Raw genomic sequence first — 19,841 nt, 5'->3', positions numbered from 1 at the left:
CCAGACCGCCCGCCACAAGCGGGCGCAGGCCAAAACAGAAATGCCCCGTATCAATCGATACGGGGCATTTTTTATGGGCGTGAGGCAGTGTCTTTTTCCTTGAGCTAACGTCGAAGCAATGCAAAACCCACTTCTGGGGGCGAACCTTTGTGGCGAGGGGGGCTTGCCCCCGTTGGGGCGCGCAGCGGCCCTGCGCGTTTCGGGGACTGCTGCGCAGTCCAACGGGGGCAAGCCCCCTCGCCACAAAAGCCCGCTCCCACAGGTTTTCGGTTTTCCGCACCTACATCACAAGGACCTGCATGTCGTTCATCCACGCCAACCTGATCCACATCCTCGCCGCGCTCTGGTTTGTCATCTGCTGGGGCGGTTACACCCGGTATGCCTCATGGAAGGGCCGCGACACCGCGTGCCTGGCCAGCGTGTTGCACCTCTACCGCGAAGACTGGATGCGCCGCATGCTGCTGCGCGACAACCGCATCGCTGACGCCAGTGTGATCGGCAACCTGGAGCGCAACGCCTCGTTCTTCGCCTCCAGCACCTTGATTATCCTCGCCGGCATTCTTACGGTGCTCGGTGCTTCCGAAAGGGCAGTGTCGTTGCTGGCGGACATCCCGATGGTGCAGCAGGCGTCCCAAGGCATGTCGGAGATCAAGTTGCTGTGCCTGGCGCTGGTGTTTGTCTACGCGTTTTTCACGTTCAGCTGGTGCATGCGCCAGTACAACTTCGCGGCGATTCTGATTGGCTCGGCGCCGATGGTGGGTGAGCGCCATGTATCCGAACAGGAACGCAAAGCCTTCGCGGCCCGCGCGGCTCGGGTCATCTCGATGGCAGCCAACCAGTTCAACTTCGGCCTGCGTTCCTATTATTTCGGCATGACCATGCTGGCCTGGTTCGTCAGTCCGTGGCTGTTCATGCTGATGAGTGCGGGGGTAGTGCTGGTGTTGTATCGCCGGGAGTTTCATTCCGACGTTCTCGACGTGATGGTCTATACCCCTACAGAGGCACCCTTGCCCGAGGCGAACAGAGAGGCCGTTTGATGAGTATCCCGTTCTGGTGTGTGTTTATCAGTGCATTACTGATTTACGTGGCCCGCATGCCGGTGGCCAAGGCGATGAAAGAGCAGGGCGGTTACAACAATCACGCCCCACGCGAGCAACAGGCGCACCTCACTGGCTTCGGCGCCCGTGCCGTGGCCGCGCACCAGAACTGTTTCGAGGCCTTTATAGTGTTTGCGGTGGGGGTGTTGATGGCGCACACCACGCAAACAGCGGGGTGGCTGATTGACTTGCTGGCGATCATTTTTGTGATCTCGCGCGTTATTTACTTACTGTGTTACTGGGGCGATTTGCCCTGGCAGCGCAGTCTCGTCTGGGTTATTGGTTTCGTCTGTTCATTGTTATTGATGATTAGTCCGACTTTTAGAACCGTTTTGCTCTAACGACGCAAATCGCAGGCAAAAGAAAACCCGCACTTGGCGGGTTTTCTTTAACACGCTAAAAACTGATTTAGTTCTTAGGTGCTTCTTTTGCGGCGGCTTCGTTCGATTCAGCCTGAGCTTTGGCAGCTTCGGCGTTTTCTTTCGCAGCGTCGTTCACTTTATCCTGAGCTTTGTTCATGTCTTGCTGAGCTTGCTCAGCATGTTTAGTAGCATCTTGAGCTTTGTCCTCGGATTTTTTATCGCAGGCAGCGAGACCGAGGGAAGCGGTCAACATCAAGGCAATAGCTAAAGTCTTACGCATGGGGTGTTTCTCCTTATGGAAATAACTACTGGCCTTTCGAGCACAGCCCTCAGCGTTAAGTTCCTCAATTCGTTCAGATATATAAGTTTGTGATGCGATGGAACTTTTGCTCGCAGGCGAGCTACTTTGATCGAACATTAAGAAGAGTTTTTTGAAATGGCCGAAAACCCCGTTTTTGAGCGTGCGACGCGATTCATGTCGGCGTTGCGTCATTGTCAGGTCCTCGGGCTGCGGGTTCACAGCGCCAGTAATGACGGACTAACGGTCATCTTGCCGTACGGTCCTCAAATCGTTGGCAACCCGCAAACTGGCGTGATCCACGGAGGCGCACTGACCACTCTGATGGACACCGCGTGCGGCATGTCGACCCTGTGCGTGCTGCCCGAATTCGAAGTCTGTCCGACCCTCGATTTGCGCATCGATTACATGCATGCCGCCGAGCCGCATAAGGACGTCTACGGCTTCGCCCAATGCTATCGGGTCACCACTGACGTGATCTTCGCCCGTGGTTTTGCCTATCAGGATGATCCCGAGCACCCCATCGCCCACGTTGTCGGCACGTTCATGCGCATGGGCAAAGCCATCAAAGGCACCAAAGGCTTTGGCGGCGTCATCGCCGGAGGTGCGCAATGACCGATTTCTTCAAGGAACAACTGCAGCAGGCCCACGAGAAAGGCGACTATGCCTCGCTGTTGCACCTGATTCCCTACGCAAAACTGATCGGCGTCGAATGTTCGCGGGTCGGGGACGATCTGCTGTTCCGCCTGCCGGCCAACAAGGACAACATTGGTAACCCTTTATTGCCGGCAATTCATGGCGGCGTGATCGCCGGGTTCATGGAGCTCTCGGCGGCGCTGCATCTGCTGATTTGCACCGGTTCTCCGGGTGTGCCGAAAATCATCGACTTCTCCCTCGACTACCTGCGGGCCGGGCAGTTTCGCGATACCTGGGCCAAATGTCAGGTGTGCCGACAGGGGCGCCGAGTCGCCAACGTGGCCGTTACCGCCTGGCAAAGCACCGAAGCCGAGCCCATTGCGACGGCCCGCGGCCATTTCAAAATTGAAGAGCCCTTGAAATCCTGAACTCAGCCCCCAACTTTGATGACAACCCGCCGCCGACCCTTCAGGTCGCGGCCACTGCCATCTGATTGGAGTTTGATGACCATGAGTGTGGAAACTCAAAAGGAAACCCTGGGCTTCCAGACCGAGGTGAAGCAACTGCTGCACCTCATGATCCATTCGCTGTATTCCAACAAGGAAATTTTCCTTCGCGAATTGATCTCGAACGCCTCTGACGCTGTCGACAAATTACGTTTCGAAGCCCTGTCCAAGCCTGAGTTGCTGGAAGGTGGCGCCGAACTGAAAATCCGTGTGAGCTTCGACAAGGACGCCAAAACCGTCACCCTCGAAGACAACGGCATCGGCATGAACCGTGAAGAAGCGATCACCCACCTGGGTACCATCGCCAAATCCGGCACTGCCGATTTCATGAAACACCTGTCGGGCGATCAGAAGAAAGATTCGCACCTGATCGGTCAGTTCGGTGTGGGTTTCTATTCTGCCTTCATCGTCGCCGACAAAGTCGACGTGTTCAGCCGTCGTGCCGGTGATTCGGCCAGCGAAGGCGTGCACTGGTCGTCCAAGGGCGAAGGCGATTTCGAAGTCGCCACCGTTGAGAAAGCCGAGCGTGGCACTCGCATCGTCCTGCACCTGAAGTCCGGTGAAGACGAGTTCGCCGATGGCTGGCGTCTGCGCAACATCATCAAGAAGTACTCCGACCACATCGCCCTGCCGATCGAGTTGCCAAAAGAAGTGGCCGCTGCCGAAGGTGAAGAGCAGCCTGCCGCCGAATGGGAAACCGTTAACCGCGCCAGCGCCCTGTGGACCCGTCCTCGCACTGAAGTGAAGGACGAGGAATACCAGGAGTTCTACAAGCACGTTGCTCACGATTTCGAGAACCCGCTGAGCTGGAGCCACAACAAGGTCGAAGGCAAGCTCGAATACAGCTCGCTGCTGTACGTGCCGGCCCGTGCTCCGTTCGACCTGTACCAGCGTGAAGCGCCGAAAGGCCTGAAGCTGTACGTCCAGCGTGTGTTCGTGATGGACCAGGCCGAATCGTTCCTGCCGCTGTACCTGCGCTTTATCAAAGGCGTGGTCGATTCCAACGACCTGTCGCTGAACGTCTCGCGGGAAATCCTGCAGAAAGACCCGATCATCGATTCGATGAAGTCGGCGCTGACCAAGCGCGTTCTGGACATGCTGGAAAAACTGGCGAAGAACGAGCCTGAGCAATACAAGAGCTTCTGGAAGAACTTCGGTCAGGTCATGAAAGAAGGCCCGGCAGAAGATTTCGCCAACAAAGAGAAAATCGCGGGTCTGCTGCGTTTCGCATCGACCAACGGTGATGAAGGCGAGCAAGTGGTGGGCCTGGCCGAGTACCTGGCTCGCGCCAAGGAAGGTCAGGACAAGATCTACTACTTGACCGGTGAAACCTACGCACAAGTCAAAAACAGCCCGCACCTGGAAGTCTTCCGCAAGAAAGGCATCGAAGTGCTGCTGCTGACCGATCGTATCGACGAGTGGCTGATGAGCTACCTCAACGACTTCGACGGCAAGAGCTTTGTCGACGTGGCACGCGGTGACTTGGACCTGGGCAATCTGGACTCGGAAGAGGACAAGAAAGCTGCGGAAGAAGTCGCCAAGTCCAAAGAAGGTCTGGTTGAGCGCCTGAAAACCGCACTGGGCGACTCGGTGGCTGAAGTACGGGTTTCCCACCGTCTGACCGACTCCCCGGCGATTCTGGCCATCGGCGAGCAGGACCTGGGCATGCAAATGCGTCAGATCCTCGAAGCCAGCGGTCAGAAGGTTCCGGACTCGAAGCCGATCTTTGAATTCAACCCGGCTCACCCGCTGATCGAGAAGCTCGACAACGAGCAGAGCGAAGAGCGCTTCGGCGACCTGTCGCACATTCTCTTCGATCAGGCAGCGCTGGCTGCCGGTGACAGCTTGAAGGATCCGGCCGCGTATGTGCGCCGTCTGAATAAGCTGCTGGTTGAACTGTCGGTTTAACTGCGTTGTAAAAAAACCCGCTTCGGCGGGTTTTTTTCATTCTGGTGTTTGTTACTGGGAGTGGGTCATGAGTCAAATCACTGTTTGTTCTGTCGTATATCAAATTGATGGCCAGCCGTATGAAGGCCGCCTGGCGTACGACGTCGACCATAAAGGCCCGCGCCCGGGTTTGCTGATGGCGCCGAACTGGATGGGTGTCAGCGCCGGGGCCGAAGTGATTGCCAAGTCCGTGGCGTCCAAGGGCTATGTGGTGCTGATTGCAGACGTGTACGGTCAATCAGTTCGTCCGCAGAATGGCGACGAGGCGGGCGCGGCGATGATGCCGTTGAAGCATGACCGTGCGTTGTTGCGCAAACGTCTGCAAGCAGCGTTTGAACAGCTGCAAAGCCAGGGCGAAGCAGCGGTCGATACCTCGAAACTGGCGGCATTCGGTTTCTGTTTTGGTGGTTGCTGCGCGCTGGACCTGGCCCGCACGGGCGTACCATTGAAAGCGGCAGTGTCGTTCCACGGCACACTGGATTCGCCGAATCCGGCGGATGCCAAAAACATCAAGGGCTCGGTGTTGGTGCTGCACGGTGCAGCCGATCCGTTGGTGCCTAAAGAGCAACTGCCTGCTTTTGAGGCGGAAATGAATGCGGCGGGTGTGGACTGGCAATTGCTGAGCTACGGCGGTGCGGTGCATTCCTTTACCGATCCGCATGCCAATGTGCCGGGCATGATGATGTACGACGCGAAGATTGCGGCTCGGGCGTTTACGTCGATGCACAACTTGCTGGATGAAGTGTTTAAAGGCTGATCACTGCTCTTGGCCCTGACACTTTTGCTGTTAGTGCCGGCCTCTTCGCGAGCAAGTCGAATCGTCGCACCGCCGCTCCCACATTAGATCGCGGTCAAATGTGGGAGCGGGCTTGCTCGCGAAAGCGGAGTCGCTGGCGAGAAATATCTCAGGGCAGTTCGATCCGCTCACTTTCCCCCGGCACCGTCGGCCAATCCCCTGCCGCCCAGCGCCGCCGGGCTTCATCGATAACCGCCGAGTCACTCGCGACAAAATTCCAGTTGATCCGCCGTGGCCCGTCCAGTGGCGCGCCGCCAAACAACACGGCGTGACAGTCGCTCTCGGCAAACAGCGTCATTTCTTCCCCCGCAGGCAACACCACCAGCGAATTCAATTCCAGCGACTCGCCATCCAGCTGCGCTTCGCCGCTCAAGACATACAACGCGCGCTCTTCATGCTCGGTAGGGATCAGCAGCGTGGTCGCCGTTTGCAGGCTTAACTCCGCGTACAACGTAGGAGAAAGTACCGGCACCGGCGATTCCAGACAAAAGCCTGACCCGGCAATCATCCGGATCTTCACGCCAAGGTTATCGCTGACCGGCAAGGTGCTCGCCGGATGATGGCTGTAGTGCCCCGGGCCTTGTTCATGCTCCTTCGGCGATGCCAGCCAGATCTGCAAACCGTGCATCGTAAAGCCACTGTCCTTCAACGCCTGCGGTGTGCGCTCGACATGGGCTATCGCACTGCCGGCGGTCATCCAGCTGACATCACCGGCATTGACCACCTGATCGGAGCCGAGGCTGTCCTTGTGCTGGATTTGCCCTTCAAACAGATAGGTGAGGGTCGACAGGCCGATATGCGGATGCTGGCGGATGTTCATGCCTTTGCCCGCCGGATACCGGGTTTGCAGCATGTGGTCGAAAAACACGAAAGGCCCGACGCTGCGGCATTGGGCTGACGGCAACGGGCGAAGAATCGGCTGGCCTTCGACATCTTCGGCGCGGGGGCGGATCACGAGCGGAGAGTTCATGCTGCATTCCAGGCTGAGCGGGTGATGCGTTGAGCATAACCCGCTTGCGCAGCCCTTGCCGCTATTGGCTGAACGCGCCTTCGGACAGGTGGGTTTCGATGCTGACGTCTGTGGTGGTCATCAGCTTGTGAACCGGGCAGCGGTCGGCGACGCGGTGCAATTCGTCGCGCTGTGCATCGGTCAGCACACCCTTGAGGGTCAGTTTGACGTGCAGGGCGTATTTGCCTTTCTGTTCTTCGCTGTTGTCGCGTTTGACCTCGACGGTGACACCGGTCAGCGGGATGTCCTTTTTCTTCGCGTACATCTTCAGGGTCAAGGCTTTGCACGCACCCAAGGCTGCATCGAAATAATCGTGGGGTTCTGGCGCCGAGCCTTCGCCGCCGGAAGCGGTCGGCACGTCGGCAAACAGCTCGTGCTCATCGATTTGAACACTGTGGCGAAAACCTTCGGCGGAAACGGTATTGACGGTAACGGTCATGGAAAGCCTCCCAGGCTGGAAAAGTCGTTCGATCAAAAAGACCTTGAAGTTATAGAGCATTCCTCAGCGGGCGCGTTCCACTTTCTTGCGGGGGTTCCCGGTTCGCTGAATGGATACCGGCTTACCGGCCGGCCGTGCGCGGTTGCGAATGAGGCAATCGCGGCCTATGGTCCAAGCGAGGTATTGCCTGCGACTGTCACACAATGACGCGCCGCAGGTTGGTGTCCATCCAGTGCGAAAACCATAGCAAGGTGAAGACATGCCAAACGACTCCCGCCCCGCGGTACTCGAACTCATCGGCAACACGCCACTGGTGCGTGTCAGCCGCTTCGATACCGGCCCGTGCACGCTGTTCCTCAAGCTTGAATCACAAAACCCCGGCGGTTCGATCAAGGACCGCATCGGCTTGGCGATGATCGACGCCGCCGAGCGCGACGGTCGCCTGCAACCCGGCGGCACCATCGTCGAGGCCACGGCTGGCAACACCGGCCTCGGCCTGGCGTTGGTCGGCCGGGCCAAGGGTTACCGCGTGGTGTTGGTGGTACCCGACAAGATGTCCACCGAGAAAGTCCTGCACCTCAAGGCGATGGGCGCCGAGGTACACATCACCCGCTCCGATGTCGGCAAGGGTCATCCCGAGTACTACCAGGACGTGGCCGCGCGGCTGGCCAGGGAAATTCCCGACGCGTTCTTTGCCGATCAATTCAACAACCCGGCCAACCCGCTGGCCCATGAATGCAGCACCGCGCCGGAGATCTGGGCGCAAACCCAGCATGACGTCGATGCCATCGTTGTTGGTGTCGGTTCGGCGGGGACGCTGACTGGCTTGACCCGGTTTTTCAAACGCGTGCAGCCGAACCTGGCCATGGTGCTGGCCGATCCGGTCGGCTCGGTGATGGCCGAATACAGCCGCAGCGGCACCCTCGGGACGCCCGGTTCGTGGGCGGTAGAAGGCATTGGCGAAGACTTCATTCCCTCGATTGCCGACCTGTCCAGCGTGCGCCACGCGTATTCGATCAGCGACGAAGAAAGCTTCGATCATGCCCGTCAACTGCTGCGCGCCGAGGGCATTCTCGGCGGTTCGTCGACCGGCACCTTGCTGGCGGCGGCGCTGCGTTATTGCCGTGAGCAAACCGAGCCGAAACGGGTCGTGAGTTTTGTCTGCGACACCGGCACACGCTATCTGTCGAAGGTCTACAACGACCAGTGGATGAACGATCAGGGCCTGCTGCAATACAAACGCTACGGTGATCTGCGCGACCTGATCTCGCGCCGTTTCGAGGACGGCCGGGTGATCAGCGTCGGTCCGGATGACACGCTGCTGACCGCTTTCCAGCGCATGCGTCTGGCGGACGTGTCGCAACTGCCGGTGCTGGTGGACGGCCAGCGGCTGGTCGGTGTCATCGACGAGTCCGACATTCTGCTGCGGGTGCACCAGGACGCCTCGCAGTTTCGCTTGACGGTGGCCAGCGCGATGACCGACAAACTGCAAACCCTGCCGGCCGCTGCCAGCCTGACTGAATTGCAGGCGGAACTTGATCGTGGGCTGGTGGCGATCATTGCCGATGCCTCGGGCTTCCATGGCCTGATTACCCGCGTCGACCTACTCAATCATCTACGGAGATCCCTGACATGAGTCACGATAAAGATGCTGCGCCCCATGGCTTTGCCACTCGCGTGATCCATGCGGGGCAGGCGCCGGACCCTTCCACCGGCGCGTTGATGCCGCCGATTTACGCCAACTCCACCTATTTGCAGCAAAGCCCGGGCGTGCACAAAGGCTTCGACTACGGACGCTCGCATAACCCGACGCGCTTTGCGCTGGAGCGTTGCGTGGCGGATCTTGAAGGTGGCACCCAGGCGTTCGCGTTTGCGTCCGGGCTGGCGGCGATTTCCACGGTGCTCGAACTGCTCGATGCCGATTCGCATATCGTCTCGGGCAATGATTTGTATGGAGGCACGTTCCGCCTGTTCGACAAGGTGCGTCGGCGCAGCGCCGGGCATCGCTTCAGCTTTGTTGATCTGACGGACCTCGCGGCCTTCGAAGCAGCGTTGCAGGACGACACGCGCATGGTCTGCGTCGAGACGCCGAGCAATCCGTTGCTGCGCCTCACGGACCTTGCCGCCATCGCACGCATCTGCCGTCAGCGCGGAATCATTTGCGTGGCTGACAACACCTTTGCGAGCCCGTGGATCCAGCGTCCTCTGGAACTCGGCTTCGATGTCGTGGTGCACTCGACCACCAAGTATCTGAATGGCCACTCCGATGTCATCGGCGGCATCGCAGTCGTCGGGCAGAACGCAGAGTTGGCCGAGCGTCTGGGCTTTCTGCAAAACGCCGTGGGCGCTATCGCCGGGCCGTTTGACGCGTTCCTCACCTTGCGCGGCGTGAAGACCCTGGCGTTGCGCATGGAGCGTCACTGCAGCAACGCATTAGCGCTGGCGCAATGGCTGGAGCAACAGCCGCAAGTCGCGCGGGTCTATTACCCGGGATTGCCGTCGCATCCACAACATGAACTGGCGCGGCAGCAGATGCGCGGTTTCGGCGGGATGATTTCACTCGACCTGAACACTGACCTGGCGGGGTCCAAGCGTTTTCTGGAGAACGTGCACATCTTTGCGCTGGCGGAGAGCCTCGGCGGGGTGGAAAGCCTGATCGAGCACCCGGCGATCATGACCCACGCCACGATCCCCGCTGATACCCGTGCGGAGCTCGGCATCGGTGATGCGTTGGTGCGATTGTCCGTGGGGGTCGAGGATGTCGAAGACCTGCGCACCGATCTGGCGCAGGCGCTGGCGCGGATCTGACTGTTCGACAGGCAAAAAAATCCGGAACCCTCAGCAGATTCCGGATTTTTGTGTCGATCGCGGATCAGCTGCCTTTGACAGACTTACCGTTGACCTTGCCGTCGAGGAGCATGATGTTGTACTCCTTGCCGTCGGTTTCAACTTGTTGCAGGCGGACCAGCAGGTAATCCCAGTCCTTGGCGAACCACAGGACGGTGGTGCGCTTGTTTTGTGTCGGGTCGCGCACACGCTCGACCTTGATCGCATCGATGTTGCCAGCCTTGGTCTCTACCTTTTCCGAGGCCAACACGCGGAAATCGTAGGTATCGACGTCATTGCCGTCGACTACCTGATAGCTCATGCTTTTTTTGCCGGCGGCGACGTCGCGTTGCAAGGCCAGTTGATAAGTGGATTTGTCGACCATGCCAGTGTTTAGCGGGACCTTGACCGGGTCGCCGCGATCCGTGCCAGTGACCATCTTGGTGGTCCAGTCGAAATCCAGATTCGACTTCTTGGCTTTGCCCAGGCCGCTACGTTCAAAGTTGTAGGACTGAGGCAGCAGAGTGCCCTTGTCCAGGGTCAGGGTGCTTTCTTCGGTCAGGCTGGCGATCATCATCGATGCCTTGAAGCTGAGTTTCCAGACGCCATTGGATTGTTGGGTCAGGCTGCGTTCAGCCGTGCCGCTCATGGGCAGCTGTTTCCAGTCGGCGGTGTAGCTGGCGGAGAAAGGTTGAAGTTCCGAAGCCTGTGCCAGGGGCAAGGCAAACAGAGCGCAAGCGAAGAGCAGGGCGCGACGCATAATATCTCCTAGTTTCGAATCAAGTGGCCGCTGGCCGCGAGTAACTTTCCATCCAGTAAAGCACCTTGTTCGCAGAGTGATAACCGACCCTCGGCAAACCAGCGTACAGCCAACGGGTAGATCAGGTGTTCCTGAGCATGGACTCGCTGCGCCAGACTCTGCGGCGAATCGTGCAACTCTACCGGTATTACTGCCTGTACGACCAGTGGTCCGCCATCGAGTTCCTCGGTGACGAAGTGGACGGAGCAGCCGTGCTCGGTGTCGCCGGCCTCCAGCGCGCGCTGATGAGTGTGTAACCCTTTGTATTTGGGTAGCAGCGAGGGATGGATGTTGAGCAGGCGACCCGCGTAGTGGCGCACGAAATCAGCGCTGAGAATGCGCATGAAACCGGCCAGTACCACGAGTTTGGGATTGAAGGCGTCGATCAGTTCGATCAGCGCGGCATCAAAGGCCTCGCGGCCTTCGAAAGCCTTGTGATCCAGGGAGCGGGTGTCGATACCCGCGTCCCTGGCGCGTTGCAGGCCGTAGGCGTCGGCGCGGTTGGAAATCACCGCAGCGATGCGGACCGGGCTGTCGCCGGTCCGCGTGCTGTCGATCAAGGCCTGCAAGTTACTGCCAGTGCCGGACAACAGCACCACCACATCACAGGTCTGAGACATCAATGAGCCTTGAGGTTCTTCAGTTCAACCTGGGCTGCGCCTTCGCCAGCGGTAGCGATCTGACCGATGACCCAAGGCTGCTCGCCGGCTTCACGCAACACGTTCAGCGCGGTTTCAACGTGCTCTTGAGCCACGCAGATGACCATGCCGACGCCGCAGTTCAACACGCGGTGCATTTCGTTTTCGTCGACGTTGCCTTTCTCTTGCAGCCAGTCGAACACGGCAGGGCGGGTCCAGCTCGCCACGTCAACCACGGCTTGTGCGCCTTTTGGCAGAACGCGCGGGATGTTGTCCAGCAGGCCGCCGCCGGTGATGTGCGCCATGGCTTTGACCGCGCCGGTGTCCTTGATCAGCTTGAGCAGCGGCTTCACATAGATGCGGGTCGGGGCCATCAGCAGATCGGTCAGCGGCTTGCCGTCGAGCTGGATGTTTTCGATATCGGCACCGGACACTTCGATGATCTTGCGGATCAGCGAGTAGCCATTGGAGTGCGGGCCGGAAGACGGCAGGGCGAGCAGGGCATCGCCGGCAGCGACTTTCGAACCGTCGATGATTTCGGATTTTTCCACGACGCCGACGCAGAAGCCGGCCAGGTCGTAGTCTTCGCCTTCGTACATGCCAGGCATTTCAGCGGTTTCGCCGCCGACCAGGGAGCAGCCGGACAGTTCGCAGCCTGCACCGATGCCGGTCACGACCTGGGTCGCGGTTTCGACGTTGAGTTTGCCGGTGGCGTAGTAGTCGAGGAAGAACAGTGGCTCGGCGCCGCAGACCACCAGGTCGTTTACGCACATGGCCACCAGGTCGATGCCGATGCTGTCGTGCTTGTTCAGGTTCAGCGCCAGGCGCAGCTTGGTGCCCACGCCGTCGGTGCCGGAAACCAGCACAGGCTGCTTGTAGCCAGCCGGGATTTCGCAGAGGGCGCCGAAACCGCCCAGGCCGCCCATGACTTCCGGGCGCGCAGTGCGCTTGGCGACGCTCTTGATGCGTTCGACCAATGCTTCACCGGCGTCGATGTCTACACCGGCGTCCTTGTAGCTCAGGGAGGGTTGCTTGCTCATGATCCAGGCCTTTAGGGGGGATTCAGGGGTAACGACCGAGTCCAGCGGGGACGCCGAATTCGACGGGGGCGATTGCCTCACGCGAAATTCGAGCCGTCCGGCTGTTGCCGGTCTGCGAAGGCGCGCGATTTTATCAGGCTTGAGGGGCAGCGGCCATCCTCAGGCCGACAGCAGGGGCATATCCTATTAAAAAAATTGATATTGGCCGTGTTAGTGGCCTCTTGCATGGCTGTATAAGGTATCCCGATTAACCGTCTATCGTTATGACAGTGCGAAAACTTATCGCGGCCGTGTGAATGTTTTGCACAGGGATGTGGTCACAGCCCTGTTCGATCGTCTTCATGCGGTTTGTTTCCAGCCGCTTTTGTCGTCAGGAATCTTCCATGCGTTTTCTTTCTAAATTTTTGTGTCTGAGCTGTTTTTCCCTTTTCAGCCTCGCGAGCCATGCCGAGAACGTCAAAGGTCTTTATCAGGTGCGCGAGCCGGTCACCAGTCAGTCGACCGAGGAGCGTGACCAGGCGACCCAGCGGGCGCTGGACACGCTGGTGCTGCGCCTGACCGGCGATCCGAAAGCCGCGCAGAGCCCGGGGTTGGCGGCACTGCGCAAAGACCCTCAGCAGATCATCAGTCAGTACGGCTTTGATGCAGGACCCCCGGAAGTGTTGAAGGTCGATTTCGATCCAGCCACCACCGAGCAGGCGTTGCGTCGTGCGGGGCTGTCGTTGTGGGGCGCAAATCGGCCTTCGATCCTCGGCTGGTGGCTGAACGACTCCACCGAAGGTTCGAGCCTGGTGGGCGATGGCCAGTCCAGTGCTGCGCCATTGCGGCGCGCGGCGCAGCACCGTGGTTTGCCATTGCGTTTGCCGCTGGCGGATTTGAGTGAGCAGTTGGTGGCGACCGCGCCGACGCTTGAAGGTGCGGATGCGACGCCGCTGCACAATGCCTCGGAGCGTTACAACGCTGACGCCTTGCTCGCGGTGCATGCCAAGGAAGAGGGTGGCCAGTGGCAGGCCAAGTGGAATTTGTGGCTGGGCGACAAGAAGGAAGCAGGCAGCGTGCAAGGCGCGGATCAGGCTGCCGTGGCTGATGCCGTGATGCTGGCGGTCAGCGAGCGACTGGCGCCGCGGTTTGTGGTCAAGGCAGGGGCGTCGGGCGAGCAATTGCTGGAAGTGCAGGGCATGAACCTGGAGCGTTACGCGGCGCTGGGACGCTTGCTCGACCCGTTTGGCGCGCGCCTGCAAAGTGTTGACGGTGATCGCATTCTTTATCGGGTGAATGGCAGCGCCGAACAGTTGCGCTCGCAGTTGTCGCTGGCCAAGTTGCAGGAAGTGCCAGCCGGTGAAGCGCCTGTAGCCGTCGCCCCGGTTCAGCCTGTCACGCAGGGTGCGACCCCTGCTGCAGCGCCAGCTCCGGCACCGACGCCGCAGTTGCGATTCCGCTGGTAAGGTTTTCTTTCTTTATATAGATGCATAGGGAGTGGTACATGGTCGATACGCGCCGTTGGTTCTGGTTGGGTGGAGTGGTTCTGCTCTGCGCGTTTGTCTGGCTGCTGCATCCTATCCTGACGCCATTTCTGGTGGCGCTGTTGCTGGCCTATCTGTTCGATCCTCTGGTGGATCGGCTGGAGAGGCTCGGGCTTTCAAGAACGTGGGGCGTGGTGGCGGTGTTCGCGCTCTTTACGCTGATTTTCACCACGTTGCTGCTGGTGTTGGTGCCGCTGCTGGCCCGGCAGTTGTTTCGCTTGTATGAGCTGGCACCGCAAATGCTCGACTGGCTGCAGCACACTGCATTGCCGTGGGCGCAGTCAAAATTCGGGTTGTCGGAGGGCTTCTGGAAGTTCGACAAGCTCAAGGCCGCGATCAGCGAGCACATGGGCCAGACCAGCGACATTGTCGGTGTGGTGTTGAGTCAGGCTACGGCGTCCGGTCTTGCGTTGATTGGCTGGCTGGCCAATCTGGTGTTGATCCCGGTGGTGAGTTTTTATCTGCTGCGGGACTGGGACCTGATGGTGGCGAAGATCCGCAGCCTGCTGCCACGTGATCGCGAAGAGCGCGTAGTCGAGCTCGCCGGTGAATGTCATGAAGTGCTCGGTGCGTTTGTGCGGGGTCAATTGCTGGTGATGGTGGCGCTGGGCGTGATCTACGCGTCAGGCCTGATGCTGGTGGGGCTGGAGTTGGGGCTGTTGATTGGTCTGATCGCCGGTTTGGCCGCGATCGTGCCGTACATGGGTTTTGTCATCGGGATTGGCGCGGCGTTGATTGCCGGTCTGTTCCAGTTTCATGGTGACCTTTATCCGATGTTGGGCATTGTCGCGGTGTTCATGGTTGGGCAGGCACTCGAAGGTATGGTGTTGACGCCATTGTTGGTTGGGGACCGGATTGGGCTGCATCCGGTGGCGGTGATTTTCGCCATTCTGGCGGGCGGCGAGCTGTTCGGTTTCACCGGTGTGTTGCTGGCGTTGCCAGTGGCGGCGGTGATTATGGTGCTGGTGCGCCATGTGCATGATTTGTATAAAGATTCTGAGATGTACGGCGGTGAGGACGAGCCGCAGCTGTAAGGTTCGTTGAAAGGTCGTCGCGGCCACCCCGGATCATCGCCGGGTTGGCTTGCGTTCCTCGCCAGGCTGTCACATGCACCGCCAACAAAACTGGCATAAAACCAGTGCGTTAACGCAAACCTTTGATTTTGCTTGTGGTCTGTCGCATTGTGCGACTAGCGTCACGGGTATAAACTTCGCAAACTTTACACAGAGGCCACTAACGGTTCCTTTGGAACTGTTCAGTCAGCATGAAACCGATTCAGCTGCCCCTAGGTGTGCGTCTGCGTGATGACGCTACCTTTATCAATTACTACCCAGGCGCCAATGCCGCTGCACTCGGCTATGTCGAGCGGCTATGCGAAGCCGACGCCGGGTGGACCGAAAGCCTGATTTATCTCTGGGGCAAGGACGGGGTAGGGCGTACGCACTTGTTGCAGGCGGCCTGCCTGCGCTTCGAGCAACTGGGGGAGCCAGCGGTCTACTTGCCACTGGCCGAGCTGCTTGATCGTGGTATCTCAATTCTCGATAACCTCGAACAATACGAACTGGTCTGCCTGGATGATTTGCAGGCGGTTGCCGGCCGGGCGGATTGGGAAGAGGCGCTGTTTCATCTGTTCAATCGCTTGCGCGATAGTGGTCGGCGCCTGCTGATCGCCGCGTCGACCTCGCCACGTGAACTGCCGGTGAAGCTGGCGGACTTGAAATCGCGCTTGACCCTGGCCCTGATCTTTCAGATGCGTCCGCTCTCCGACGAAGACAAATTGCGCGCCTTGCAATTGCGCGCGTCGCGTCGCGGATTGCACCTGACCGATGAAGTCGGACATTTTATCTTGACCCGCGGTACTCGCAGCATGAGTGCGCTGTTCGAACTGCTGGAGCGTCTCGATCAGGCCTCTCTTCAAGCTCAGCGCAAGCTGACCATCCCCTTCCTGAAAGAAACCCTTGGCTGGTAAAAAAGCCTGGTAAACCTAAGCCCGGCAGGGGGTTCGGCATATTTCAGGCGCCAGGAAATGCGCCTTCCTACAGGGTTGCAGGCTGCGCAAGCGTCTAAAACGGGCTTAAGCGCTTAGATGTTAACGAGAAACCGATAAGTCACATAAAGTTCGATTGAATTTGCAAATGAGGATGATAGCGGGCATAGTCTCGACTTCTTTACAACTATCAGCCACGGTCGTGCCCATGCTAAAGCGCTTCGCACCCCTCGTGCCTCTCGCACTCGTCACCCTGTTGTTCGGTTGCGCTGCTCACTCCCCAGTGTCTCAGCAAGAGCAACAACAGCAGGTTAAAAATTCAGTCACCGCGCAATCCTCTTCCGTTCTTTTCCAGGAAGAACTGGCCACCGATAAAGAACTGGCTGCCTTCGCCGACGGCAAGTCGTACCAGCTTCCAGTTCTGGCCGACAGCATCCTCGAACGTGGCATGTCCCTGATCGGTACCCGTTACCGTTTCGGCGGTACCTCGGAAGCCGGTTTCGATTGCAGCGGCTTCATCGGTTATCTGTTCCGTGAAGAAGCGGGCATGAACCTGCCACGCTCCACTCGCGAAATGATCAACGTTAACGCACCCCTGGTGGCTCGCAGCGCGCTGAAGCCTGGCGACTTGCTGTTCTTCGCCACCAACGGTCGCCGCGGACGCGTCAGTCACGCCGGGATCTACCTGGGTGACAACCAGTTCATTCACTCCAGCAGCCGCAAAAGCGGTGGTGTCCGGGTCGATAGCCTGGGTGACAGCTACTGGAGCAAGACCTTCATCGAAGCCAAGCGCGCCCTCGCGATGGCCCCGACCGTGGTCACCGCTCGCAAGTAAACTTACAGTTTGTAAGGCGAAGTTAAAGTCTTACTTGAAGTTTGCCGCGTAGCCGCTAGAATCCTGATCTAATATTGATGGCAAACCGCCTGCGTCCAACGCAGGCGGTTTTCTTTTCTGTCTTCCCGGCAGAAAAAGCCGCAGCCAGATCAGGATGTTCTGCTTATGACGATGTCGGCCCGCCTCGCACTCATGTTCTTCGCAGCGCTGCTCAGCGCCTGCGCCAGCCGCACACCGCCTCCTGCGCCGGTGGTTCGCGCGCCCATCGTCTTTGGTTCTTCCCAAGCATTCTCGCCCGAGGCTGAAGAAGTGTTGTTCCGTGCGTTGGGCCTGGTGGGCACACCTTACCGCTGGGGCGGCAATACACCTGACTCCGGGTTCGATTGCAGTGGGCTGATCGGCTACGTCTACCGGGATGCCGCCGGCATTTCCCTGCCGCGCACCACGCGCGAAATGATCAGCATGCAAGCCGCCAATGTAGGCAAGGAAGGTTTGCAAACCGGTGACCTGATTTTCTTCGCCACCAATGGCGGCTCTCAGGTCAGTCATGCCGGGATTTACGTCGGCGAAGGGCGCTTCGTTCATGCGCCCGCCACGGGCGGCACGGTGAAGCTCGACAGCCTGTCCAAGGCGTACTGGCAGAAAGCGTACCTGAGCGCTAAGCGCGTTCTGCAGTCCGAGCACCTGGCGCGTAATCCTTAGTCCCGCTGCTGCCCTCCTACAGGGAATGGGGGAGGCGGTTACTTGGTTGCGGACACGCGCCAGACTTTATTGCCGACATCATCCGCGACCAGCAACCCGCCCTGCTGATCAATCACCACGCCCACCGGCCGGCCCATGGCGTCCTCGTCTTTATTAAGGAAGCCGGTCAGCACATCCACCGGTTGCCCGGTCGGTTTGCCACCCGTGAATGGTACGAAAATCACTTTATAGCCACTGTGCGGCTTGCGATTCCACGAGCCATGCTGGCCGATGAACGCGCCTTCCCTGAATTGCGCAGGCAAGGTGTTGCCTTCAGCGAACGTCAGGCCCAACGAAGCGGTGTGCGGGCCGACCGCGTAGTCCGGCGCTATGGCCTTGGCCACCAGGTCCGGATTTTGCGGCTCGACGCGAATGTCGATGTGCTGGCCGTAATAGCTGAAGGGCCAGCCGTAGAACGCGCCATCCTTGACCGAAGTAATGTAATCCGGCACCAGGTCGCTGCCGATCTCGTCCCGTTCGTTGACGGCGGTCCACAGCGCGCCGCTGCGAGGCTCCCAGGCCAAACCATTGGGGTTGCGAATCCCTGAGGCGAATATCCGGTGATTTCCGGTGGCGCGGTCCACTTCCCAGATCGCTGCGCGGCCTTCTTCCTTGTCCAGGCCGTTTTCACCGACGTTGCTGTTCGAACCTACCGTGACGTACAGCTTGCTGCCGTCCTTGCTGGCGATGACGTTTTTGGTCCAGTGATGATTCAGCGTGCCTCCCGGCAGATCGACGACCTTGATCGGCGGCGACTTGATCGCGGTGTCACCGTTCTCATAGTGAAAACGCAACAAGCGGTCAGTGTCGGCCACGTACAGATCATTGCCAACCAGTGTCATGCCAAACGGCGAATTGAGATTTTCCAGGAACACCGTTCGGGTTTCGGCGACGCCGTCGTGGTCCTTGTCACGCAGCAGCGTGATGCGATTCGGGCTGGGGACGGTCGCACCAGCGCGGGCCATGGTTTTCTTCATGACCCAGCCACGAATGCCTTTACCGTCATCGGGTTTAGGCGGCGCGTTGGTTTCGGCCACCAGCACATCACCGTTAGGCAGCACGTAGAGCCAGCGCGGGTGATCGAGGCCTTCAGCGAAGGCCGCGACTTGGGTGCCGGCGGCAGCGGTGGGTTTCGCGCCGGCCGGCCAGCCGATCGCCGGGGCGATGTTCACCGTCGGGATCAGGGTTTTATTCGGTTCGGGTAACTTGGGTGACGGTCCGGTGCCGTCGGAGACTTGCAGGCTGGAGGTTTCACCACAGGCGGCAAGCCCTCCGGCGAGCATGATGACGAGAACGAGCGGGGGCTTGCGCATACTGGTCTTCCCTATGAATGCAGTGTCTTAATTCATAGAGAAGATAAACAGAGCGATGGTTCAACGGCTCAGCCGCGAGCTTCCTTGAGCAGCACCGCGATACCGGGGTGATAGTTGCCGGCTTCGTTGCGCAACTTGCGGTAGGCGTAAGGGAAATACCAGGCGACGGCGCAGCTGTGTTCCTTTTGCAGGTCGTCGACCATGTCCTGAAGTTCTTCGGGGGTCGCGCTCTGCTGGGCTTTTTGCGGCGCCACGAACAGGCAGCCGAGTTTCAGGTCGCTGGCATAGCTGATGCGTTTGGCGTCGCTGGTGATGTCTTGCAGCGCTTGCGTCAGATTCAAGCTGTTGACCTTGGGCCAGCGTTGAGTGGCCTGAAAATAGGCGCGCTCTTCGGCGGTCGCGATAAACAGGTCCGCGCGGGCATTGCGCTCGCCTTCTTCGTTCTGTTTGCGCGTCGTGGTGTTTTGCAGTGTGACCATTTCCGCCATCCACGCAGCGGCATTGAGCAGGCCAAGGTTGGCCTTTTCGTCATGCCAGTAAGGCGCTTCGTTATCGCCGCGAACCGAGTTGTAGCGGTCGATACAGTCAAACCAGCGTTCCAGCACCGGTCGCAGGAATTCCAGCTTCGGATTGCTGATAATCATGCCTTGCATGTTGCTCACCCTTGTAATTGTGTTGTTGGGTTTGTGGCTCTTTGATATCACTGCTGACAGTGTGGTGCAAGATTGGCGTCAGTAAATTGATCGGCGGCAGTATATCGCTCGCCGTGGCTTTGTCTTCATTTGACGCTCCACCCCCAACCCTCTAACCTTCGCGGCTTGTTTCAGGTGCTCTGTGGCGATGGCCGACAGAGTGAAACAGGGAAGTCGGTGAGTGACTATCGTCAAGCGACGAAGTGTCACGATCCCGGCGCTGCCCCCGCAACGGTAAATGAGTGAAGACTGCGCCTTGAGCCACTGTGTCTATTGTTGACATGGGAAGGCGCGCAGTCCGGCCAAAGCCGCTCATGAGCCCGGAGACCGGCCTGATTCAACCAGCGGCATCACGGT

21 protein-coding genes and 1 riboswitch are annotated in these 19,841 nt (G+C 59.1%); of the genes, 13 read left to right on the top strand and 8 right to left on the bottom strand.

Annotated features, from left to right (window positions below; translation table 11 throughout):
* Window positions 1-299 precede the first annotated feature (299 nt).
* Window positions 300-1,037 (top strand): DUF599 domain-containing protein, encoded by a 738-nt coding sequence (locus EAH78_RS26730; RefSeq protein WP_140670633.1) that lies wholly within the window; start codon window positions 300-302, stop codon window positions 1,035-1,037.
* Entirely contained in the window at window positions 1,037-1,438 is a 402-nt protein-coding gene (locus EAH78_RS26725; RefSeq protein WP_140670631.1) for an MAPEG family protein, read from the top strand. The genes EAH78_RS26730 and EAH78_RS26725 overlap by 1 nt, the downstream gene beginning before the upstream one ends.
* 67 nt (window positions 1,439-1,505) lie before the next feature.
* Here EAH78_RS26725 and EAH78_RS26720 read toward each other — a convergent pair whose 3' ends face one another.
* Window positions 1,506-1,739, bottom strand: a complete 234-nt coding sequence (locus EAH78_RS26720) for a hypothetical protein (protein ID WP_123434097.1) — start codon at window positions 1,737-1,739, stop codon at window positions 1,506-1,508.
* A gap of 156 nt (window positions 1,740-1,895) precedes the next feature.
* On the opposite strand from EAH78_RS26720, the gene EAH78_RS26715 reads away from it, so the two are divergent.
* The 4 genes from EAH78_RS26715 (at window position 1,896) to EAH78_RS26700 (ending at window position 5,603) form a co-directional block, all read left to right on the top strand.
* Complete coding sequence (locus EAH78_RS26715) at window positions 1,896-2,372, top strand: PaaI family thioesterase (RefSeq protein WP_140670629.1); 477 nt, start codon at window positions 1,896-1,898, stop codon at window positions 2,370-2,372.
* A complete protein-coding gene (locus EAH78_RS26710; protein WP_140670627.1) occupies window positions 2,369-2,821 on the top strand; it encodes a PaaI family thioesterase in 453 nt (150 codons plus the stop codon). Before EAH78_RS26715 ends, EAH78_RS26710 begins: the two co-directional genes overlap by 4 nt.
* Window positions 2,822-2,902: 81 nt before the next feature.
* Window positions 2,903-4,807, top strand: a complete 1,905-nt coding sequence (htpG, locus tag EAH78_RS26705; RefSeq protein ID WP_140670625.1) for a molecular chaperone HtpG — start codon at window positions 2,903-2,905, stop codon at window positions 4,805-4,807.
* 67 nt (window positions 4,808-4,874) lie between these two features.
* Window positions 4,875-5,603 carry a dienelactone hydrolase family protein gene (locus EAH78_RS26700; protein ID WP_140670623.1) on the top strand — a complete coding sequence of 243 codons (729 nt, stop codon included), beginning with the start codon at window positions 4,875-4,877 and terminating at the stop codon, window positions 5,601-5,603.
* Between the two features lie 148 nt (window positions 5,604-5,751).
* On the opposite strand, the gene EAH78_RS26695 is transcribed toward EAH78_RS26700, so the two are convergent.
* Window positions 5,752-6,612, bottom strand: a complete 861-nt coding sequence (locus EAH78_RS26695; protein WP_140670621.1) for a pirin family protein — start codon at window positions 6,610-6,612, stop codon at window positions 5,752-5,754.
* 61 nt (window positions 6,613-6,673) lie between these two features.
* On the bottom strand, window positions 6,674-7,090 hold the full coding sequence (locus EAH78_RS26690; protein WP_140670619.1) for an OsmC family protein: 417 nt from the start codon (window positions 7,088-7,090) through the stop codon (window positions 6,674-6,676).
* A 259-nt stretch (window positions 7,091-7,349) separates the two neighbouring features.
* Here EAH78_RS26690 and EAH78_RS26685 point away from each other — a divergent pair, with 259 nt between their 5' ends.
* Window positions 7,350-8,726: a pyridoxal-phosphate dependent enzyme gene (locus EAH78_RS26685; protein WP_140670617.1), complete on the top strand. Its 1,377-nt coding sequence runs from the start codon at window positions 7,350-7,352 to the stop codon at window positions 8,724-8,726.
* On the top strand, window positions 8,723-9,898 hold the full coding sequence (locus EAH78_RS26680; protein WP_140670615.1) for a trans-sulfuration enzyme family protein: 1,176 nt from the start codon (window positions 8,723-8,725) through the stop codon (window positions 9,896-9,898). The genes EAH78_RS26685 and EAH78_RS26680 overlap by 4 nt, the downstream gene beginning before the upstream one ends.
* Window positions 9,899-9,962: 64 nt before the next feature.
* Here EAH78_RS26680 and EAH78_RS26675 read toward each other — a convergent pair whose 3' ends face one another.
* The 3 genes from EAH78_RS26675 to purM are packed head-to-tail and all read right to left on the bottom strand — an operon-like array spanning window position 9,963 to window position 12,393.
* Entirely contained in the window at window positions 9,963-10,676 is a 714-nt protein-coding gene (locus EAH78_RS26675; protein ID WP_140670612.1) for a DUF3108 domain-containing protein, read from the bottom strand.
* Window positions 10,677-10,684: 8 nt separating this feature from the next.
* Window positions 10,685-11,335 (bottom strand): phosphoribosylglycinamide formyltransferase, encoded by a 651-nt coding sequence (gene purN / locus EAH78_RS26670; RefSeq protein WP_140670610.1) that lies wholly within the window; start codon window positions 11,333-11,335, stop codon window positions 10,685-10,687.
* Window positions 11,335-12,393 carry a phosphoribosylformylglycinamidine cyclo-ligase gene (gene purM, locus EAH78_RS26665; RefSeq protein WP_140670608.1) on the bottom strand — a complete coding sequence of 353 codons (1,059 nt, stop codon included), beginning with the start codon at window positions 12,391-12,393 and terminating at the stop codon, window positions 11,335-11,337. Before purM ends, purN begins: the two co-directional genes overlap by 1 nt.
* 383 nt (window positions 12,394-12,776) lie before the next feature.
* On the opposite strand from purM, the gene EAH78_RS26660 reads away from it, so the two are divergent.
* The 5 genes from EAH78_RS26660 to EAH78_RS26640 all read left to right on the top strand — a co-directional run bounded on the left by EAH78_RS26660 (window position 12,777) and on the right by EAH78_RS26640 (window position 17,440).
* Window positions 12,777-13,838, top strand: coding sequence for a DUF2066 domain-containing protein (locus EAH78_RS26660; RefSeq protein WP_140670606.1), 1,062 nt, complete (start codon window positions 12,777-12,779; stop codon window positions 13,836-13,838).
* A gap of 38 nt (window positions 13,839-13,876) precedes the next feature.
* Window positions 13,877-14,950 (top strand): AI-2E family transporter, encoded by a 1,074-nt coding sequence (locus tag EAH78_RS26655; protein ID WP_140670604.1) that lies wholly within the window; start codon window positions 13,877-13,879, stop codon window positions 14,948-14,950.
* Between the two features lie 230 nt (window positions 14,951-15,180).
* Window positions 15,181-15,885, top strand: a complete 705-nt coding sequence (gene hda, locus EAH78_RS26650; protein ID WP_010456804.1) for a DnaA regulatory inactivator Hda — start codon at window positions 15,181-15,183, stop codon at window positions 15,883-15,885.
* Between the two features lie 226 nt (window positions 15,886-16,111).
* Window positions 16,112-16,738, top strand: a complete 627-nt coding sequence (locus tag EAH78_RS26645) for a C40 family peptidase (RefSeq protein ID WP_140670602.1) — start codon at window positions 16,112-16,114, stop codon at window positions 16,736-16,738.
* Window positions 16,739-16,903: 165 nt separating this feature from the next.
* On the top strand, window positions 16,904-17,440 hold the full coding sequence (locus EAH78_RS26640; RefSeq protein ID WP_140670600.1) for a C40 family peptidase: 537 nt from the start codon (window positions 16,904-16,906) through the stop codon (window positions 17,438-17,440).
* Window positions 17,441-17,478: 38 nt separating this feature from the next.
* Here EAH78_RS26640 and EAH78_RS26635 read toward each other — a convergent pair whose 3' ends face one another.
* Both EAH78_RS26635 and EAH78_RS26630 read right to left on the bottom strand, forming a co-directional pair.
* The gene (locus tag EAH78_RS26635; RefSeq protein ID WP_140670598.1) at window positions 17,479-18,792 is read right to left on the bottom strand and encodes a PQQ-dependent sugar dehydrogenase; all 1,314 of its coding nucleotides are present in this window, start codon (window positions 18,790-18,792) and stop codon (window positions 17,479-17,481) included.
* 68 nt (window positions 18,793-18,860) lie between these two features.
* Window positions 18,861-19,445, bottom strand: a complete 585-nt coding sequence (locus EAH78_RS26630) for a hypothetical protein (protein ID WP_140670595.1) — start codon at window positions 19,443-19,445, stop codon at window positions 18,861-18,863.
* A 155-nt stretch (window positions 19,446-19,600) separates the two neighbouring features.
* A riboswitch (cobalamin riboswitch) is annotated at window positions 19,601-19,834 on the top strand.
* The last annotated feature ends 7 nt before the right edge of the window (window positions 19,835-19,841 follow it).

Source organism: Pseudomonas arsenicoxydans, assembly GCF_006438915.1.
GTDB lineage: Bacteria > Pseudomonadota > Gammaproteobacteria > Pseudomonadales > Pseudomonadaceae > Aquipseudomonas > Aquipseudomonas arsenicoxydans_A.
Note: the sequence above shows the minus strand (reverse complement) of the source record. Positions and strands in the feature narration are given on the sequence as shown.

Coding starts and splice junctions, on each gene's coding strand:
- EAH78_RS26730 (WP_140670633.1), top strand. CDS start 300: ATGTCGTTCATCCACGCCAACCTGATCCACATCCTCGCCGCGCTCTGG.
- EAH78_RS26725 (WP_140670631.1), top strand. CDS start 1,037: ATGAGTATCCCGTTCTGGTGTGTGTTTATCAGTGCATTACTGATTTAC.
- EAH78_RS26720 (WP_123434097.1), bottom strand. CDS start 1,739: ATGCGTAAGACTTTAGCTATTGCCTTGATGTTGACCGCTTCCCTCGGT.
- EAH78_RS26715 (WP_140670629.1), top strand. CDS start 1,896: ATGGCCGAAAACCCCGTTTTTGAGCGTGCGACGCGATTCATGTCGGCG.
- EAH78_RS26710 (WP_140670627.1), top strand. CDS start 2,369: ATGACCGATTTCTTCAAGGAACAACTGCAGCAGGCCCACGAGAAAGGC.
- htpG (WP_140670625.1), top strand. CDS start 2,903: ATGAGTGTGGAAACTCAAAAGGAAACCCTGGGCTTCCAGACCGAGGTG.
- EAH78_RS26700 (WP_140670623.1), top strand. CDS start 4,875: ATGAGTCAAATCACTGTTTGTTCTGTCGTATATCAAATTGATGGCCAG.
- EAH78_RS26695 (WP_140670621.1), bottom strand. CDS start 6,612: ATGAACTCTCCGCTCGTGATCCGCCCCCGCGCCGAAGATGTCGAAGGC.
- EAH78_RS26690 (WP_140670619.1), bottom strand. CDS start 7,090: ATGACCGTTACCGTCAATACCGTTTCCGCCGAAGGTTTTCGCCACAGT.
- EAH78_RS26685 (WP_140670617.1), top strand. CDS start 7,350: ATGCCAAACGACTCCCGCCCCGCGGTACTCGAACTCATCGGCAACACG.
- EAH78_RS26680 (WP_140670615.1), top strand. CDS start 8,723: ATGAGTCACGATAAAGATGCTGCGCCCCATGGCTTTGCCACTCGCGTG.
- EAH78_RS26675 (WP_140670612.1), bottom strand. CDS start 10,676: ATGCGTCGCGCCCTGCTCTTCGCTTGCGCTCTGTTTGCCTTGCCCCTG.
- purN (WP_140670610.1), bottom strand. CDS start 11,335: ATGTCTCAGACCTGTGATGTGGTGGTGCTGTTGTCCGGCACTGGCAGT.
- purM (WP_140670608.1), bottom strand. CDS start 12,393: ATGAGCAAGCAACCCTCCCTGAGCTACAAGGACGCCGGTGTAGACATC.
- EAH78_RS26660 (WP_140670606.1), top strand. CDS start 12,777: ATGCGTTTTCTTTCTAAATTTTTGTGTCTGAGCTGTTTTTCCCTTTTC.
- EAH78_RS26655 (WP_140670604.1), top strand. CDS start 13,877: ATGGTCGATACGCGCCGTTGGTTCTGGTTGGGTGGAGTGGTTCTGCTC.
- hda (WP_010456804.1), top strand. CDS start 15,181: ATGAAACCGATTCAGCTGCCCCTAGGTGTGCGTCTGCGTGATGACGCT.
- EAH78_RS26645 (WP_140670602.1), top strand. CDS start 16,112: ATGCTAAAGCGCTTCGCACCCCTCGTGCCTCTCGCACTCGTCACCCTG.
- EAH78_RS26640 (WP_140670600.1), top strand. CDS start 16,904: ATGACGATGTCGGCCCGCCTCGCACTCATGTTCTTCGCAGCGCTGCTC.
- EAH78_RS26635 (WP_140670598.1), bottom strand. CDS start 18,792: ATGCGCAAGCCCCCGCTCGTTCTCGTCATCATGCTCGCCGGAGGGCTT.
- EAH78_RS26630 (WP_140670595.1), bottom strand. CDS start 19,445: ATGCAAGGCATGATTATCAGCAATCCGAAGCTGGAATTCCTGCGACCG.